Below are 17,584 nucleotides of genomic sequence, written 5' to 3'. Positions count from 1 at the left end.
CTCCTCAAAACCGCTTGGCGGAAGTGTAACTGGACTATGTCGAAATTGTTTCAATAATGATCACGATTTCGCATCGCATTTGATTCTGCATAAGTCGGCACAGCGCAGCGGTGGACGCGTTCGGCTCAACCGTGCCGAGCGCGCAAATGATCGAGTTCGCGTTGCAGCGCCTCAATTCGCTGCAGCAGGCTCATCGCCACCGACAGGCCGGACATGTCGAGCTCGAAGTCGTCGCGCAGCCGACGCGCGGTGCGTGCGACGACCACCGTCGCACTGGCAAACACCGGCGCGCCGGCCTCGAGCCGCGCTGGCACCAGCGCGCCGCTGTCGATGAGTTCCTGCACTTCGGCCGCGGACAGGCCGGATACCTCGCTCAAATGCGTCAGGCTGCAGACCCCGGATTCATCCAGCCAGACCGCGTGTATCGTCTCCTGCATCATGTGTTGTCGCCCCTTAACGAAGATGCGTGCGCGGATTGAAGTTCGATGCCTGCGCCAGCTCGGCATACAGCGCGCGTTCGCGCTCGCTCGGCGTCTTCGGCACTTCGATGCGGACCACCGCATACAGGTCGCCATTGCCACCGCCCGGCGCGGGCATGCCGCGTCCGCCCAGGCGCAGCTGCCGGCCGCTCGCGGTGCCGGGCGCAATCTTCAGCTCGACCCTGCCGCGCGGCGTCGGCACTTCCACCGTTGCGCCCAGCACCGCTTCGGATGGCGTTAGCGGCAGATCCAGATACAGATCGCGACCGCTGACGCGATACAGCGCATGCGGCTCGAGTTTCAGCACGATGTACAAATCGCCCGGCTGTCCGCCGTGCAGGCCCGGACCGCCCTTGCCGGCCAGGCGCAGGCGCTGGCCATCGGCGGCGCCCTTGGGAATCGTCACGCGGAAGGTCTTTGGCGCATGGTGCGCCAGTCCTTGCGCATCGGCTTGCGGCAGATTGAGACTGACCTCGATCTCGGCGCCATCGTGCAATTGCTCCAGCGTCACCGGCACCGAGGCTTCGATGTCCTGGCCATGACGCGGTCTGCGCGCGCCACGTGTGCCGCCCGCGCCTCCTGCGCCGCGCGCACCGGCGAAGGCCGCCAGCAGATCGGCCAGGTCGACGTCCGAAAACGAGGTGTCGGTGTGATAGAACTCCTGCCAGTCCGGCGGCGGCTCGAAGCTTTCGCCCGGCGCACGGCGGCCAAGCTGGTCATACGCGGTGCGCTTCTCCGGATCCTTCAGCGTGGCGTAGGCTTCCTGGATTTCCTTGAATTTTTCCTCGCCCGCCGGATCCTTGGTCACGTCCGGGTGGTACATGTGGGCCAGCTTGCGATACGCCTTCTTGATGTCGTCGGCGCCGGCCTCGCGCGCCACCCCGAGAATCTCGTAGTAATCCTTGTATTTCATGCATCAGCCTCCCGCATGGGTTGAACGCATCGGCGGAGCAATGACAGTCGATGCACCCGCTGTCCTGACGCGCCGCGCCCTTGAGTGCTCGCAAAGCCAAATGTTGGCTATTCGATAAAATTCAAGGCGCTTAGCTTTCAACAAAACAGGACAAGTTTCAACGATGAGGTTGGCAACATGAATGCGTTACAGCAAACGGTTTGCGACACCGTCTACGTCATCGCCGCAATTCTTCTTATCGCGCTGCTCTTCCCGTTCGTGATCGCCCGCGCGCAGCCGGATTGGCAAGGCTTCGCGCTGACCTGCGCCGCCGTGGCGCTGGTCAGTCCGCTGCTGTCACGCATGCTGTGCTGGGCGTGCAGCCGGCTCGGCGCGCGCTGAGTCGCTCACCTCTGGCAGCTCGACCGCTTTAGCGGCGCAGCCTGTCGCGCTCGCAGCGCTCGGCGTCCGGCAACGGATAGGCATCGGCCACCACTGCGTGGCCTTTCATCACGACCACGATGGCGCAGATGAGCGAGGTCATCATCACCGCCATCCAGTGAAACAGGACGACGCCGATGGCGGTGTATTGCGCTGTCTGCATGTCGTGCAACCCTGCAGCGGTGTGCGGCGCGAGCCATTGCACGGCCAGCGCATACAGCGCCGGCAACAGCGTGCCGACGACGAGCAGCCCAGGCAGGCGGCGAAGCAGAATGCGCTCGAAACCGGGCGGCTCTCTGCGCGAACCGGGCAGGCGCGTATGGAAGGGTTTCATGATCTCTCCTTGGCTGAGAAGTCCCACGCTTTGAGCATAGTCCTGCGCCATGCGCTTTCGCAGTCGGAAAGACGGCGATGATGCTGTAGGAGAGAAGGAGAAAAATGGCCGCCGGCAGGTGCAGAGCTGTGCATGCGCGCATGCCGGCGGCCGTAGGCTTATTGCATCGTGATCACGCCGCAGGCTACGCGCTTGCCGGAATTGCCGGCCGGCTGGCTGGCGAGATCGTCCGGATCGGCATGCACCACCAGCGCGCGGCCAGCGATGGTGTTTTGCGCGACCTTGGTCATGCCCAGGCGCCAGGTGTCGACCGTGATCTTCTGCGACACGTTGCCGCTGGCGTCGGCGGTGACATTGCCGAAGTCGCCGGCGTGGCGCTTGTCCGCGTCCGGCGCGCCGTGCGGTTCGTTGGTCGGGTTGTAATGGCCGCCGGCGCTCGTGGCATCCGGCGCGCTGCAGTCGCCCTTCTCATGGATATGGATGCCATGCTGTCCGGGCCTCAAGCCCTGCAGTTCGACATCGGCCATGATCTTGCCCGAGCGCTCGACGAAAGTGACGGTGCCGTGCGCGCTATTGCCCTGCGTGGGCTGCACATCGGCAACCGCAATCGGCACCGGCCGCATCATTGCGCAACCCGACAGTGCGAACAGGCCGGCAACGGCCAGAAAGGCATGCTTCTTCATCTGTGCTCTCCCTTGGTGGAATGGAAATCTGTCGCGGCGAAACCTTAGCGGATAAGCACGGCTTTGTCGAACCGCGGATCCGCCGCGCATGCGCGCTGACAAGCGCCCTGCCTCAGCTGGCGCGCATCAGCGCCGGCAGGCTGTTGTGCACATCGGTGGCCGCCACCGCCGCGTGGCCGGTCGCCACGCTGATCTGGTTGATGCCGTAGACCACGTCGCCTATCGCATACAGCCCGGGCACGCTGGTGCGCAGATGCCCATCGACCACGATCTCGCCGCAATCGGCGGTTTCCGCGCCCAGGCCGATTGCAAGGCGCGAACGCGCGGTTTCGCCAAGCATCGGATACAGAACATCGAAGGCATGGCAGCCGCCGTCGGCGGTGTGGACCAGCGGCGTGCGCCGGTCAGCGGTGGAGACATCGGTGGCTGGCGCATCGAGCCAGTCGATGCCGCATTCGGACAGCTCGGTCTTTTCCTCGACCGTCAGCGGCGGCGCGTCCTCGGGCAGCATCAGCGTCACCCGCGGGCTGAAGGTGCGCATGAAGCGCGCATGCGGCACGCGGTTGTCCTTGCCGCAGACGACTGCAATGCGCCTGTCGGTGACGTCGTAGCCATCGCAGATCGGGCATAGCCGGATCGCGCCGGCGCGTACCGCAGCGCGCCAGTTCTCGGTGGGCAGGCTGAAGTCGACGATGCCGGTGGCGAGGATCACGCGGCGCGCGCGAATTGCGCCGCCTTCCCAGGCGGCATGGAATTCCTCGCCGTCTCGCTCCAGGCTGGTGATTTCGCCGCGTGTGACTTCGGCGCCCGCGCGTCCGAGCTGCTGGCGCAGATTATCCAGAAGCTGCACCCCCGGTATGCCATCCGGAAAGCCGGGGTAGTTGTGACTGACCGGGATCAGCGACAGCCGGCTTTCACCCTTGTCGAAGATGGCGATGTCGCGATGAAAGCGGCGCAGGTAGATTGCCGCGGTGAGGCCCGCCGGACCGGCGCCGATGATGAGGCAGTCCACCTGCTGCGAGGATGGTTCGCTCATGCCTCAGATCCTTTCCTCGCCCATCTGGCGCACCGCGGCGTACAGGTCCAGCGCGGCAATGCCCGCCACCGCCGCGCTCGCCCAAGCCGTGCGGCTCGGATCACGCCCGCCACCGTCCTTGAGCGACACGCCAAGCAGGGACAGATCCATCGCATCGCCGGCGACCCGGCTCCACAGCCAGTACGACGGCTTTTCCGCCATCAGGATGCCGGCGCCGGCGCTCATCTCGCGCAGGCCGAGAGTGCGCATCAGCGTGCTGTGATTCCCTACGCCGATCGCTTCGCAGGTCTGCCGCGGCGCAAGCAACTGGGTCAGCCCCAGACCGATGGAAAACCAGCCGAGGAAATTCGTGAGCGGCGACGCATAGCGGTTCAGCACCATGTTCTTTGCCTTTTGCGCGATGGCGCTCGCCTGCGTCGTTGCGGTTCCTGCGGTGGTGGTCCATGTTTTCATGTTGCGGGCTCCAGTGTTGGATGATTGGTGACGGTGGCTGCGGCGACGGCCGGAAATACGGCTCGCCGCAATGGAAACGTTTAGGCAGGAGGTGTGTGAGGGAGGTTCCTGCGGATTTCAGGAACGGCAAGGCAGGTGGAAAACGATCAAATGCGAGCCTTGCCAGCACGTGCTGGTCGATCAAGGAACATTTTGCGTGCGAAGTCCACGTAGAAACGTGTTGAAGCTCGGGCATAGGTACACCACAGCTAGCCCGCATTCCATTGCCACCAAAAATTTAGGACTTCTTGCGTGAACAATAAACTCAATTTGGATGCCGCCGGGATTGTGAAAACGCTGCCCGTGCCACAAAGTTCGAGCAGCTCGGTCAACACCGACACTGCGTCGTTACCGAATGTGTGGTCACGTACAAAATCGGATGGATTGCTGAAGCAAGCTGGACCAAATAAGTTGTCCGGATTCAAATTGAACGTAGCTTACCTCGCATTTCTGTGCGCAATTACGCTCAATAAAATCGAGCACACCAGCAGCCTGATTCATCGCGGTGTGCTCGAAAAGATAACAACAGAAAAAGAACTCGCCAGCCTTATCACCGAGTTGCTCGGCGCAAACGACACAGGTGCGCTGGAAGCCATGCTTCACGCAACGAATACAAGCGGGATGGTTGCCAAGGCTTTTAGCGCAGCATTGCAAACCGAAATGAAAATGCGAAATGCACAAAACGTCGCAATGTTGTTCGAGGCAATAAATAAATGCAAGCCCGAAATTCTCTATACCGAAAAAGATAAAAAAAACCGGCCGATACTGGGGAAATTGATCTACTACGGAAGCAAAGGCAGCATGCAACAATTTTCAAAAGCAGCACTGCGCAGTATTGCTCCCGATATATACCAAAAAGCCTATCCGGACCCAAACAGGCTCCGTGATTTTTTGCATAGAATCGTGTACGCGGAAATGGAAGACATTCTCCAGGACTTAATCAGCTCTGGGAAAATCAAAATACATCCTTCCGTTTTGCGAAATCTCATTTCTTCAATAGTCGTTGACAAGACGACCACAGGCTGGACTGAAAGTGCAATAGAGCTCGTGCGCAGAGCAAAAATATTCACGGGCGCACATGAAATGAGAGGTAACGATGCGCTAAAAAATGCCATTGAACTTGAAGAAGACAAGTTGGCCGAAGAGATCCTCAAACACTGGAAACCGCATATCAACAATGCCACTCTAAAAGAGCTTCTTCAGGATGCTGCGTCGAAAAAAATGACGAATGTCATAGAACGTTTGGCGCGAGTAGCGAGCATGGCGAACAGTCGGAAAATATCAAGCCATGAACTCTTCAGCGTGGTATTGCGTGCAGGGAATGAACAGCAGATTCAGGCCCTGCTTGACGGCGGGCTTGAATTAAATCCATCGGAAAAGGAAAACCTCATAAAGTCTTTCCAGCTTTCCAATGAAGGGCAAAGACTTATTCGGGAAGGAAAACCGAATGTTCTAGGTGCGATAGATAACAACAATATTGAAAAAGTCTTATTTCACGCGAAAAAAGCGGGTACAGCAATTCCGAAAGAAAGCAAAAATCTTGACGAATGGCTTTTGAGTGCCGCAATAAAGGGACGCATGGAAATGGTCGAGATCCTAAGCGCGGCTGGCGCCCGTGTTGGAAGCATCAAGGATAGGGCAGGCCGCAACGCCCTCCATTGGCTGTGTTCCCATCAATACTGCGACGCCATAGGAAAATTGGTTGAGGACATCGCCGGCGGCGCGCCAGAACTGTTGAATCAGCAAGCCGAAGATGGAAGCACACCATTGATGATCGCCGCCAAGGCCGGGCAGCACGAGATAGTGAAGGCTCTCATCTTGAAAGGTGCGAACATTTCGCTCCGGGACAATCAGAACAAGCAGGCCATTCATTACGCCGTTGAGAGCAAAAACAGGAATGCCATCGCGGACCTGTCCAGACACTTTAAGCCATCAGTCGACGACGCGAAGGAAATCCTGAGACTGGCCGTCGAAACAAAGGAATCGGACGTGATCGAATTCGTTGCACGGAAAGTCAAGACGGTGCTGTCCGATCCGGAGCATTTCACAAACATATTTTCTCACCCCAAGCTTGGATACAAAGTTCAAGCACTGCTCAATGCGGGCATTTCACCTACGCCAGAGCAAATTAAATCGCTTGTCGTAGATTCAAGGTTTAAAACCTTGCTAGAGCGCGGAAATAACCGGGCAAACAGCGCAATTATCATGGACGCGCTCTGGGATGAAGAAACGCCTCTGGTCGTTGCCGGTTTCGAGGCGCCGGCGCAGGACGACGACAACCCGCTTGGTCTGCGCGATCCGTGGAAAACGCTAGGGATGGAGCAATCCACAGCGCCACGTGCACCGCAGAATCGCAAGCCGAACACGCACCAATGGCGTCTGGAAGTAAACCCGGGACGCCGTCCGGCCCATCCCGTCGCACGTTTTCTGCAGTCGCTGCCAAAACTGGCTGTCAGCGGAAACGCCAACGAGTTTTTCGGCAATTGGCAGAGCGGCATCGTGATGGCATTGCTTGCCATGCCCGGCGAGGAAGGACAATTAGTCAGTCGCCTGCGGGAAATCCTTGACGATGACCAACTCGGTCTATGCCTTCAAGATGAATACGGTGCACCCATTAATTTCCAGCAGCCAAATCACGAGGCATTAATCGAGGCTCAGTTCGTTGCGATTGATGTGAGCCACAACGAGCGTCTTCACAGCATTGCAAACGACGTTAAAGGATTATTCGCGCCCAAAACGGGTGATAGTTCTGAGGTTGCCAGAAGCAAGGTAGCGGCAAAAGCCCAGGCCGGCGCGCTGATCGAAGCCAATGAAGCTTTTCGCCCCTTCTGTATCGGACTGCGTGACCAGTGCAACATCAGCAAGCTCGAGGATGCAGTTCATGCGGGATCGATGACGCCGAGTCAAGCGCGTAGACAAATCGAAGACGAAATTGACACCCGAGTATTGCAGTCCTCGCGTTTCACGAAAATCCTGATTGACGGTATGCCTGACACTCTGCAAGCCTGGTTGGGCAACGAAGTCGTGCGCCTGCATGCAAAAAGAGGCCAGGAATTGCGAGACGCGCATGCAAGGTTCACACGACTTGAATAGCAAGCCGCGTCGTCAGCAACGACATGACGCCTGCTTGCGGCTAAACAGGCTGTCGTCCGCTCGTCGCTTGGCGGTATAGTGCTGAACCGCCAAGCCGGTCCCCTAACAGCCAGCGCTCTTCTGCCCGGCGCCGCGTAGCCATCGACGTCATCCCAGTCCAACCGCGGAGACCTTCACCATGGACCAGACCACCAGCAAGGAACAGGAGCTGCGCGCAGCCGCGCTCGACTATCACCGCAGCCCCACTCACGGCAAGATCCAGGTCAATCCGACCAAGCCGTTGTCGAACCAGCGCGATCTGTCGCTGGCCTATTCACCGGGCGTGGCCTATGCCTGCACCGAGATTCATCAGGACCCAAGCCTCGCGGCTGAATACACCAGCCGCGCCAACCTCGTCGCCGTGGTGACCAACGGCACCGCCGTGCTCGGCCTGGGCAACATCGGCCCGCTCGCGGCCAAGCCGGTGATGGAAGGCAAGGGTTGCCTGTTCAAGAAGTTCGCCGGCATTAATGTGTTTGACATCGAGCTTGCTGAACACGATGTCGACAAGCTCGTCGATGCGATCGCCATGCTGGAGCCCACGGTCGGCGGCATCAACCTCGAAGACATCAAGGCGCCGGAATGCTTTGCCATCGAAAAGCGCCTGCGCGAGCGCATGAACATCCCGGTCTTTCACGATGATCAGCACGGCACTGCCATCATCTCGGCCGCCGCCCTGCTCAATGCGCTGAAGGTGGTCAGCAAGGACATTGCCACGGTGAAGATGGCGGTCTCCGGCGCCGGCGCGGCGGCGATCGCCTGCCTGGATCTGATGACGCGGCTGGGCCTGGACCGCAAGAACATCTTCGTCGTCGATTCGCGCGGCGTGATCTTCGAAGGCCGTGACGCAAACATGGAAGCCAACAAGGCGCGCTATGCCCAGCAGACTGATGCGCGCACGCTGGCCGATGTGGTGCGCGGCGCCGATGTCTTCCTTGGCTGCTCCACCTCGGGCGTGCTGACCGGCGAGATGGTCGCCACCATGGCCGACAAGCCCATCATCCTGGCGCTGGCCAATCCCGAGCCCGAGATCCGCCCCGAAGTGGCAAAGGCCGCTCGGCCGGATTGCATCATCGCCACCGGCCGTTCGGACTATCCGAACCAGGTCAACAATGTGCTGTGCTTTCCCTACATCTTTCGCGGCGCGCTCGATTGCGGCGCGACCAAGATCACCGAGGAAATGAAGCTGGCCTGCGTGCAGGCGATTGCCGAGCTTGCGGAAGCCGAAGTCAATGACACCGTGGCCGCGGCCTATGCCGGACAGGATCTGAGCTTCGGGCCGGACTACATCATTCCCAAGCCCTTCGATCAGCGGCTGATCGAGCGAATCGCACCGGCGGTGGCGGAGGCCGCTGCGGAGTCCGGCGTGGCGACTAGGCCGATCGCGGATCTCGACGCCTACCGGCTGCAACTCAACAACCTCGTCTATCACACCGGGCTGATGATGCGGCCAGTGTTTTCGATCGCAAAGCGCGCTCCCAAGCGGGTGGCCTATGCCGAGGGCGAGGAGGAGAACGTGCTGCGCGCGGTGCAGACGGTGGTGGATGAAGGCTTGGCGCGGCCGATACTGATAGGCCGGCCGCATGTGATCGCCATGCGCATCGAAAAGGCTGGCCTGCGCCTGAAGGCCGGCGTGGATTTCGACCCGGTGAACCCGGAAGACGATCCGCGCTATCGCAGCTATCACGAGGCCTACCATGCGCTGATGGGCCGCAATGGCATCACGCCGGACATGGCGAAGTCGGCACTGCGGCGCTCGAACACGCTGATCGCCGCGATGCTGCTGCGCCTGGGCGACGCGGATGCGATGCTGTGCGGCACGGTCGGCCGCTTCGAGCATCATCTCGAGCACATCCGCGATGTAATCGGCATGGCTCCCGGCGCCAGCACCTTTGCCGCGCTGAACGCGCTGATGCTGGAAAAGTTCACGCTGTTCATCACCGACACCTATGTGAATGAGGATCCGAGCGCGGAGCAACTGGCCGAGATTGCGCGCCTTGCCGCCGAAGAAGTGCGGCGCTTCGGCCTGCAGCCCAAGGTGGCGCTGCTGTCGCACTCGATGTTTGGTTCTTCCATGCGCCCGAGCGCGAAGAAAATGCGTGCGGCGCACGATCTGCTGGCAGCCAATAATCCCGAGCTTGCCGTCGAAGGCGAAATGCAGGGCGATGCTGCACTGGTCGAAGAAGTACGCCGTCATTTCCTGCCAGGCAGCGCAATGAGCGGCTACGCGAACCTGATGGTGATGCCGACGCTGGACGCGGCCAATATCGCATTCAACCTGCTGAAGATTACCGGCGGCCAGGGCGTGACCGTCGGTCCCATCCTGCTCGGTGCGGCCAAGCCGGCGCACATCCTGACGCCGGCGGCGACCTCGCGGCGCATCGTCAACATGACGGCGATCGCGGTGGCTGGCGCCAACGCAGGGGTGGAGCGGGCAGCGGGCAAATAGTCCTGCGCGTGTATCTGCGGATTGCGCCGCGCCCCTGGCGCAATCCGCCGCCAGCTTTTGAGGATCCGCTGCCCGAATCGACAGTCGATTTATCCAGTGGCGTCATTCCGTCACAGCACTTCGGTTCGGCAATGTACCCATAAGTCCAAGCGCGCTGTCTTCTCTTTCGCCGCTGCCGTCGTCGTGCGTCAGCATCGTGCTCTCCTGGATCAGGAGCCCGAACGCCATGCACAACGTATCCGCCTTCTTCCGTTTCCTCCGCCGCCTTTTGCCCATTGCCGCCCTCGCCTGCCTTATCTGCCTGACCGCGGCGCCATCGGCCCACGCGGATTTCGATGACCGCGGCCTTGTCGCAGGCCGCGTGCGCAGCAGTTATGCGCCCGGCGTCGGCAGCGGCGCGCAATGGCTCACGCTTTGGTATCAAACACCGGTGGCCGGCTGTCGCTTCGATGCGCGAGATCCGCTGAATCCTTTCGGCTGCCCCGGCCTGGCCTGGCGCGATCCCTATGGACGCGACCTGGGGCGATGGCGCGGCTATTTGCAAGTCGAGCCATCCTGCGGTGGCGATGGCACGCTCATCGGCGACAGCTGGATCGGCTGCATCAGTTACGCCAGCAGCCGCTTCTTCTCGCTGAACCGCCCGCTCGACCAATACTGGGTCGCGGTGGCCAACAGCGAACCTTCCTTCAATCAATGCAATGATGGTCCGCCCGGGTTTTCGCATCGCATCACCGATCCAATCGCAGATCCAACGCCGAATCTGTACAAGCTGGCGATGGAAGGCTTGCCCGGCGGCGCCAAGCGCGCGCACCTGATCATCAATGCCAGCCAACATGATTTTCGCTGCCGCTACGACCGCAGCCGGCGCAACTTCGTTCAACCCTTCCTATCGCTGGGCGATCAGCAGGGGCATGGTCAATCCGGGCCGGTGGCAATGCTGAACCGATCCGGCGGCCGCTATCCGGGCGCCGTGAGCTGGACCTCGCGCGTCTACGACTATCAGCCCTTCGGCTGCAAGCCCGGCGAAGACTGCGGCAACAAGGGTGTGCAAGCTGACTTTTATGCAATCGCCACCTGGAATGGCGTCAAGCGCCTGCTGTTCGTGAAACTGATCAACGAAGGCGCGATGGCATCGCAGGGCGATCCCGTTCTGCGGGCGAAATGGAATTGGCCGGTATGGGAAAGTTTTTACTAGATTGAAGGACCGCGTCACAACAGGAGTGCATGGAAGTGCAACGGCTTGCCGTAACTGCGGCAAGCCGTTGCACCTATCAGGATTCCTCGGACGACTCGTCGGATAAATTCAATGCCATTAGCGCACTGGCAAGCGAAACGTTCGTAGTGTCGCGATAGTACGGCCGAACGATGGTGCGTTCACTGTCCGCATACCACGCCACATATTGCGCACCTTGCTGCAAGTGCCGATTTACCTGCGCGCGCGCAGGATGCGCTGGCACTATCCTCACCGTATCGGCAGCTCGACTGGCCGGAAGGATTTCCGAGGCATCGTAGTATTCGCCTATCTCGCCTATCGTTATCGTCGGTCCCGCATAGTCAGGCAGTGCGCTCGCCTGTCGCAATTCCTGTATGCACGCTGGCGTCAGGGGATTGTTGGCCAACGCCAGTTCCTTCAGATTCGGCATCGACAGAAGGCCCATGGGCACGTGCGCGATACGATTGGTGCCTATGCCCAGCGACTCCAGTCGCGCCGGCAAATGCGCGGGCACCTGCTCGATGCGATTGTTCGCGGCCCCAATCGTGCGCACGCTGTCGGGCAAGTTCTCAGGTAAGGCAGCGACGCAATTGCTTGCGATGATCAACTTCTCAAGACACGGCGGCCATTGCGCAGGCAAGGCGCTCAGATTGCAGAACATGACAGCCAGGGATACCAGGGAATCGGGCAGCCTTTGCGGCAAAGCGCTCAGGCGCGGATTCCAGGACAGGTTCACATTCTGCAGATCGAAAGGAAGCGGCGGGCATTCGTCAAGATCGCAGTGCGTCAGATCCAGCTGGCTCGAGGGGTCGCCGCCGCGCCATTGCTGTATGCGTTTGACGACTTCCTGCGCCTGGCTGCATGTGGTGTGCCGCGCCCATTCGCTCAACTTCGAGGTGTAAACCCCCGGATCCTGTGCGCTGCCCGGCACATCAGTACTTCGCTGGCTATAACGGATTGCGTCCATCACCATCTCTCCTTTTCGATGAAAGAAGCCTGTGTAGCGATCGAAAAGTCCCGGTTCCCCATCATTCGCCGCCTATACGCTGACCGGAAAAGAAAACGGCCTGCGAACATTGCCGCAAGCCGCCTCGTTTTCCGGGAATTTTCAGGCAGCGCTGCTTACTTTGCGCCCGCCTCGATCAGCTTCCAGTCGCCGTTGGTGATCTTCACCAGCACCCGCGCGCGCTCGTCATGGCCATAGTGGTCGGTCGGGCTCATGTTGAACACGCCGTGCGCGCCAACAACTTCGCGGTCGGTCTCGATCGCGTCGCGCAGCGCCTGGCGGAAGGCTGGCGTGCCGGGCTGGCCCTTCTTCAAGGCGGTCGGCACCGCAGCTTCGAGCAGCTTGTAGGCGTCGAACAGATGGCCGCCGAATTGCGAGACAGTGCCGGCGCCGTATTTCTCTTCATAGGCCTTGGTGTATTCCATAGCGACCACCTTGGACGGATGGCTGCTCGGCAGCTGCGAAGCGACCACCACCGGGCCGACCGGCAGCACCGCACCTTCCACCGCCTTGCCGCCGACACGGATGAATTCCTTGTTCGCCGCGCCGTGGCTCTGATAGATCGGACCCTTGTAGCCGCGGTCCACCAGCGCGATCTGCGGCAAGGCCGCCGGCGTGCCGGAACCGGCGACCAGGATGGCGTCCGGCTTGGCCGCAATCAGCTTTACCGTCTGACCGGTGACGCTGGTGTCGGTGCGGTTGTAGCGCTCGACCGCGACCATCTTGATTCCGGCCGCTTCGGCCGCGCGCGTCATTTCCCTCAGCCAGCCTTCGCCGTAGCCATCGGCAAAGCCGATGAAGCCGAGCGTCTTCACGCCATGGGCTTTCATGTGATCGGCCAGCGCGCGCGCCATGAGCGCGTTATGTTGCGGCACGACGAACACCCAGGCCTTCTTGGCATCGTTGATCTCGACCGGCGCCAGCGCGACCTGCGGCGTCTTCGTTTCGGCGGCGACTTCGGCAATGGCCAGCGAGGTCGGCACGGCGGAGGATCCGAAGATGATGTCGGCGCTGTCTTCGCTGGCGAACTTGCGGGCGTTCTTGTTGGCTTCGGTCGGGTTGGTTGCGTCGTCGAGCACGATGTAACGGACCTTTTGTCCGGCTATCGTGGTTGGCAACAGCGCCACGGTGTTCTTTTCCGGGATGCCCAGCGATGCCGCCGGGCCGGTGGCCGAAACCGAGATGCCGACGGTGATATCGGCCCAGGCCGGCAGGCTCATGCCGAGCGTGGCGCTGAGCACCGCCAGCGCAGCGAGTTTCGGGATCGGGGTATTGGGGTGATTGCGGTTCATGCTTGTCTCCTCCGGTTATCGGCTTGCTTGTTATGGTGAGTTCTGCTTGTCAACCTGCCCTGCGCGCCGCAGCACCGACATCGTCAGCCGCGACATGCAGACCAGCCTGTCTTCCTCGTCCGTGATACGGATTTCCCAGACCTGGGTGGTGCGTCCAAGATGCAGCGGCCGGGCCGTGCCGATGACCCAGCCGCCGGATGCCGCGCGCATGTGGTTGGCATTGATATCCAGGCCAACGCAGTATTCGGTTTCCGGCGCCAGGCACAGGTTGCCGGCGCAGCTGCCGACGGTTTCCGCTAGCAGCGCCGAGGCGCCGCCATGCAGAATGCGGAACGGCTGCACCGTGCGGCTGTCCACCGGCATGCGCGCGGCAAGCCAGTCGTCGCCCGCGCCGATAAATTCGATACCGAGCCGCTCGACCGCGGTGTCGGCATGCAGCCGGTCCAGGTCGGCCAGGGTGAACGCGCGTTTCCAGATCGTCATCGCGGCGCCAGTCAACGCTGCGGCGCCGCGGCCAGGGTTTGCTTGTCGAAGCCGGCCAGGCGCTTGTAGCGCTGTGAGATCGCTTCGCGCTCGGCCAGCGGCAACACGGCATTGATATCGTCGAAACCGTTCGGTGCGCGCTCTTCGGCCAGTTGCATCACCTGCTCTGGCCCATTCATGCGGTTGCGCAGCACGATGCCGGCGGTCTTCGGCAGGCGCTCGGCTTCGTATTCCTTCAGCGCGTAAGGCAGGCTGCAGCGATTGGCTCTGGCGTCTTCCAGGCAATCGGCCAGGTAACGCGCATCGAGGATGGCCTGGGCGCTGCCGTTGGATCCGATCGGATACATCGGGTGCGCGGCGTCGCCCATGAGCGTGACGCGGCCATCGGTCCAGCGCGGCAAGGGATCGCGGTCCACCAGCGGAAATTCATAGATGACCGGCGCGCCATCGATCAGCGCCGGAATGTCGATCCAATCCCACTTCCAGGAGGCGAAGGCATCCGCAAAGACCGATTTGTCGACCTTGCGGTTCCAGTCGGTCGTGGCGAGTGCGCCATCGGGCACGCGCAGCTCGGCGATCCAGTTGATCAGCGAACGTCCTTGTTGGCGCAGCGGTTCAGAAATCGGATAAGCGACGAATTTCTGGTCCTGATGGCCGGCCATGAACATGGTGCGGCCATCCATGAATGCTTGGCCTTCGGTCATCGCACGCCACAGCATGCGCCCGGAGAAGCGCGGCGCATCACCGATCGGATGCATCAGCTTGCGCAGCGCGGAGTGGATGCCATCAGCGCCAACCAGCATGTCGGAACGGGTTTCGATCAGCGTATCGTCAGCGCGACGGCGCATTACGGTGGTGACGCTGTCCGCGTCCTGGGTGAAGGATTCCAGCGCATGGCCCAGATGCACCCGGTCGGCGCCCAGACGCTGCTGCGCGGCGCGCAACAACAGCATCTGCAGCCCGCCGCGGTGAATCGAGAACTGTGGATAGTCGTAGCCTGCGGCGCGGCCGCGCGGCTCGACCCAGATCTGCTGGCCGAACTTGTTGTAGTAGGCGAGCTGCGAAGTCTTGATCGCGATTTCGGCAATCGACTCTTCGAGTCCCAATTCGGCCAATTCCTTGACCGCATGCGGCAACAGGTTGATACCGACGCCCAGCGGATGGATCTCCTGCACCGATTCCCATACCTCGACTTCGATGCCGCGCTTGTGCAGCATCAGCGCAAATACGAGGCCGCCGATGCCGGCCCCGGCTACTGTGATCCTCATTCTTGTCCCCTGGAGTGATTGTCAACGTCGCAGCCTGCACTGCGTGCTGGATTTTATAACATTCGCAGCGCTGGTCCGAACCAAGGTTTCCCGCAGGCACGGCTGGGGAAAACCGGAGGTTATCGATAGAAAACCAATCAGCGCTTTCCCCGACGAACCAAACATCACCCCGCCCAGCCCTAAATTCGGCGAGAATGTTGCCGTTAGACAATAACTTAAAAATCAAGCGAGCTCACTTTGTCCTTTCTGACCGGTATTTACGATCATCAGCTTGTCGGCCTGTCCATCCTGGTTGCGATGATGGCTTCGTACACCGCCCTGAACCTGGCGGCCCGAGTCAGTGCCACCGAGGGCAAGGTCAGCACGTTCTGGCTTGCTGGCGGAGCGATCGCGATGGGCGTGGGCATCTGGTCCATGCATTTCATCGGCATGCTGGCCTTCAGCCTGCCCATCCGCATGTCCTATGACCTGGGTCTGACCTTTCTTTCGCTGTTGTTCGCGGTGATGGTCTCGGCCTTCGCGTTGTTTATCGTCAGCCGTAAAACGGTCGGCATCGCGCGTCTGGTGCTGGCCGGCACGCTGATGGGCTTCGGCATCTGCGGCATGCATTACACCGGCATGGCCGCCATGCGCATGAGTCCGGCGATCCAGTACGATCCGCTCCTGTTCCTGGCCTCGGTGGCGATTGCGATTTCGGCATCGATTGTCGCCCTGTGGATCGCCTTTACGCTGCGCGCCGATGATTCGATGCTGGCCAACCTGAAGAAAGGCGGCAGCGCGGTGGTCATGGGCCTGGCGATCACCGCCATGCATTACACCGGCATGGCGGCTGCCAGTTTCCCGACCGGCAGCTTCTGCATGGCCGCAGGTGGCGTCGAAAGCGGCTGGCTGGCGCTGTCGGTCGGCGTCGGCTCGCTGTCGGTACTGTCGATTGCGCTGATGCTCGCCGTGCTCGATTCGCGTATCGCCCAGCGCACCGCCGGCTTGGTGAAATCGCTGTCCGACGCCAATCAGCAACTGCATCACCAGGCGCTGCATGATGCGCTGACCCAGTTGCCGAATCGCAGCCTGCTCGAAGACCGCATTTGCCAGGCGATCGCCGCTTCCTCGCGCTCAGGCCGTGGCTTTGCCCTGATGTTTCTCGATCTGGACCGCTTCAAGACGATCAACGATTCGCTTGGTCATCACTACGGCGACAAACTGCTGCAGGCAGTTGCCGCGCGGCTTTCCGCCAGCCTGCGCAACACCGACACGGTCGCACGCATCGGCGGCGATGAATTCGTCGTGCTGGCTGGCGACATCCTCAATCCGCAGGCGGCGGCGCAGATTGCGCAGAACATCTTGTCGGCCCTAACCTTGCCAGTGGAAGTCGATGGACAGGAACAGAATGTCCTGGCCAGCCTCGGCATCAGCCTTTACCCGGAAGACGGCGGCACACTGCGCGAACTGATGAGCAATGCCGACAGCGCGATGTACCACGCCAAGCGCATGGGCCGCGGCAATTACCAGTTCTTCACGCCGGAGATGAATGCGGCGGCCAGCGCGCGCCTGGCTCTGGAAAAGGCGCTGCGCCGCGCGCTCGATCAGCGCGAGTTCGAATTGCATTACCAGCCGAAGGTGGATGTGAAATCCGGCCAGGTGCTCGGCATGGAAGCGCTGCTGCGCTGGCGTCATCCGGAGCGCGGCCTGGTGCCGCCGGCGGAATTCATTCCACTCGCCGAGGAAATTGGCCTGATCGGGCCTATCGGCGCGTGGGTGCTGGAAACCGCTTGCCGGCAAAACCGGGATTGGCAGCAGCAGGGTTTGCCCAAGCTGCGCGTGGCGGTGAACCTGTCTGCGGTGCAGTTCCGGCAGCAGAACCTGCCCGAATTCGTCGCCGGCGTGCTGAAGGACGTTGGCCTGGACGCCTCCTGCCTGGAGCTGGAAGTCACCGAAAGCGTGGTAATGCACAACGCCAAGGAAGCCGCGCAGATCCTGGAAAAACTGCATGCGCAGGGCATACACATCTCGATCGACGATTTCGGCACCGGCTACTCCAGCCTGAGCTATCTGAAGCAGTTCCGGCTTGATACGCTGAAGATCGACCGTTCCTTCGTACGCGATATCAGTTCCGATGCCGACGATGCCGCCATCGTACGTTCGGTGATCGCTTTGGCGCACAGCCTGCGGCTTGGCGTCATCGCCGAAGGCGTAGAGACTTCGGAGCAGCTTGCTTTCCTCGAATCGCTCGACTGTGATGAATACCAGGGGTATTTGCGCAGCAAGCCGCTGTCGGTCCCGGACTTCGAAGCCTTCCTGCGCGACGCGATCGGTGCTGAAGCCGCAGTCTGAGGCGGGCCCCTCCGCTTTCGGTACAGCGGTTTTGCTCGCGTTCGGCGTTGCCC

The 17,584-nt window shown here is 61.1% G+C and carries 15 protein-coding genes; 5 read left to right on the top strand and 10 right to left on the bottom strand.

Annotated features, from left to right (window positions below; genetic code table 11):
- Positions 1 to 125: 125 nt before the first annotated feature.
- On the bottom strand, positions 126 to 440 hold the full coding sequence (locus JJB74_RS07750; protein WP_200591234.1) for a chaperone modulator CbpM: 315 nt from the start codon (positions 438 to 440) through the stop codon (positions 126 to 128).
- A 13-nt stretch (positions 441 to 453) separates the two neighbouring features.
- Complete coding sequence (locus tag JJB74_RS07745) at positions 454 to 1,392, bottom strand: DnaJ C-terminal domain-containing protein (protein WP_200591233.1); 939 nt, start codon at positions 1,390 to 1,392, stop codon at positions 454 to 456.
- 177 nt (positions 1,393 to 1,569) lie between these two features.
- Between JJB74_RS07745 and JJB74_RS07740 the strand changes: the two genes are divergently transcribed.
- Complete coding sequence (locus tag JJB74_RS07740) at positions 1,570 to 1,773, top strand: hypothetical protein (RefSeq protein ID WP_200591232.1); 204 nt, start codon at positions 1,570 to 1,572, stop codon at positions 1,771 to 1,773.
- A gap of 28 nt (positions 1,774 to 1,801) precedes the next feature.
- Here the strand turns inward: JJB74_RS07740 and JJB74_RS07735 are convergent, their stop codons facing one another.
- From JJB74_RS07735 to JJB74_RS07720, 4 genes are all read right to left on the bottom strand, one after another.
- Positions 1,802 to 2,146 (bottom strand): hypothetical protein, encoded by a 345-nt coding sequence (locus JJB74_RS07735; RefSeq protein WP_200591231.1) that lies wholly within the window; start codon positions 2,144 to 2,146, stop codon positions 1,802 to 1,804.
- 158 nt (positions 2,147 to 2,304) lie between these two features.
- Positions 2,305 to 2,829: a superoxide dismutase family protein gene (locus tag JJB74_RS07730; RefSeq protein WP_200591230.1), complete on the bottom strand. Its 525-nt coding sequence runs from the start codon at positions 2,827 to 2,829 to the stop codon at positions 2,305 to 2,307.
- Between the two features lie 112 nt (positions 2,830 to 2,941).
- Positions 2,942 to 3,865 (bottom strand): NAD(P)/FAD-dependent oxidoreductase, encoded by a 924-nt coding sequence (locus JJB74_RS07725; protein ID WP_200591229.1) that lies wholly within the window; start codon positions 3,863 to 3,865, stop codon positions 2,942 to 2,944.
- Between the two features lie 3 nt (positions 3,866 to 3,868).
- Complete coding sequence (locus tag JJB74_RS07720) at positions 3,869 to 4,318, bottom strand: hypothetical protein (protein WP_200591228.1); 450 nt, start codon at positions 4,316 to 4,318, stop codon at positions 3,869 to 3,871.
- 291 nt (positions 4,319 to 4,609) lie between these two features.
- On the opposite strand from JJB74_RS07720, the gene JJB74_RS33895 reads away from it, so the two are divergent.
- From JJB74_RS33895 to JJB74_RS07705, 3 genes are all read left to right on the top strand, one after another.
- The gene (locus JJB74_RS33895) at positions 4,610 to 7,450 is read left to right on the top strand and encodes an ankyrin repeat domain-containing protein (RefSeq protein ID WP_200591227.1); all 2,841 of its coding nucleotides are present in this window, start codon (positions 4,610 to 4,612) and stop codon (positions 7,448 to 7,450) included.
- A 178-nt stretch (positions 7,451 to 7,628) separates the two neighbouring features.
- Complete coding sequence (locus JJB74_RS07710; protein WP_200591226.1) at positions 7,629 to 9,938, top strand: NADP-dependent malic enzyme; 2,310 nt, start codon at positions 7,629 to 7,631, stop codon at positions 9,936 to 9,938.
- Positions 9,939 to 10,164: 226 nt separating this feature from the next.
- Positions 10,165 to 11,133: a hypothetical protein gene (locus JJB74_RS07705; RefSeq protein WP_200591225.1), complete on the top strand. Its 969-nt coding sequence runs from the start codon at positions 10,165 to 10,167 to the stop codon at positions 11,131 to 11,133.
- A gap of 76 nt (positions 11,134 to 11,209) precedes the next feature.
- On the opposite strand, the gene JJB74_RS07700 is transcribed toward JJB74_RS07705, so the two are convergent.
- The 4 genes from JJB74_RS07700 to JJB74_RS07685 all read right to left on the bottom strand — a co-directional run bounded on the left by JJB74_RS07700 (position 11,210) and on the right by JJB74_RS07685 (position 15,200).
- Positions 11,210 to 12,118, bottom strand: coding sequence for a leucine-rich repeat domain-containing protein (locus tag JJB74_RS07700; protein ID WP_200591224.1), 909 nt, complete (start codon positions 12,116 to 12,118; stop codon positions 11,210 to 11,212).
- 155 nt (positions 12,119 to 12,273) lie between these two features.
- A complete protein-coding gene (locus tag JJB74_RS07695) occupies positions 12,274 to 13,377 on the bottom strand; it encodes an ABC transporter substrate-binding protein (protein ID WP_234484057.1) in 1,104 nt (367 codons plus the stop codon).
- Positions 13,378 to 13,479: 102 nt separating this feature from the next.
- Positions 13,480 to 13,932 carry a hotdog fold thioesterase gene (locus JJB74_RS07690; protein ID WP_200591222.1) on the bottom strand — a complete coding sequence of 151 codons (453 nt, stop codon included), beginning with the start codon at positions 13,930 to 13,932 and terminating at the stop codon, positions 13,480 to 13,482.
- Between the two features lie 11 nt (positions 13,933 to 13,943).
- Positions 13,944 to 15,200, bottom strand: coding sequence for a flavin-dependent oxidoreductase (locus JJB74_RS07685; RefSeq protein ID WP_200591221.1), 1,257 nt, complete (start codon positions 15,198 to 15,200; stop codon positions 13,944 to 13,946).
- Positions 15,201 to 15,437: 237 nt separating this feature from the next.
- On the opposite strand from JJB74_RS07685, the gene JJB74_RS07680 reads away from it, so the two are divergent.
- Positions 15,438 to 17,531, top strand: coding sequence for a putative bifunctional diguanylate cyclase/phosphodiesterase (locus tag JJB74_RS07680; RefSeq protein ID WP_234484023.1), 2,094 nt, complete (start codon positions 15,438 to 15,440; stop codon positions 17,529 to 17,531).
- Positions 17,532 to 17,584: the final 53 nt, after the last annotated feature.

Source organism: Noviherbaspirillum pedocola, from assembly GCF_016632335.1.
Lineage (GTDB): Bacteria > Pseudomonadota > Gammaproteobacteria > Burkholderiales > Burkholderiaceae_D > Noviherbaspirillum_A > Noviherbaspirillum_A pedocola.
The sequence above is the reverse complement of the archived record's forward strand: the minus strand, read 5'-3'. Positions and strand labels throughout refer to the sequence as shown.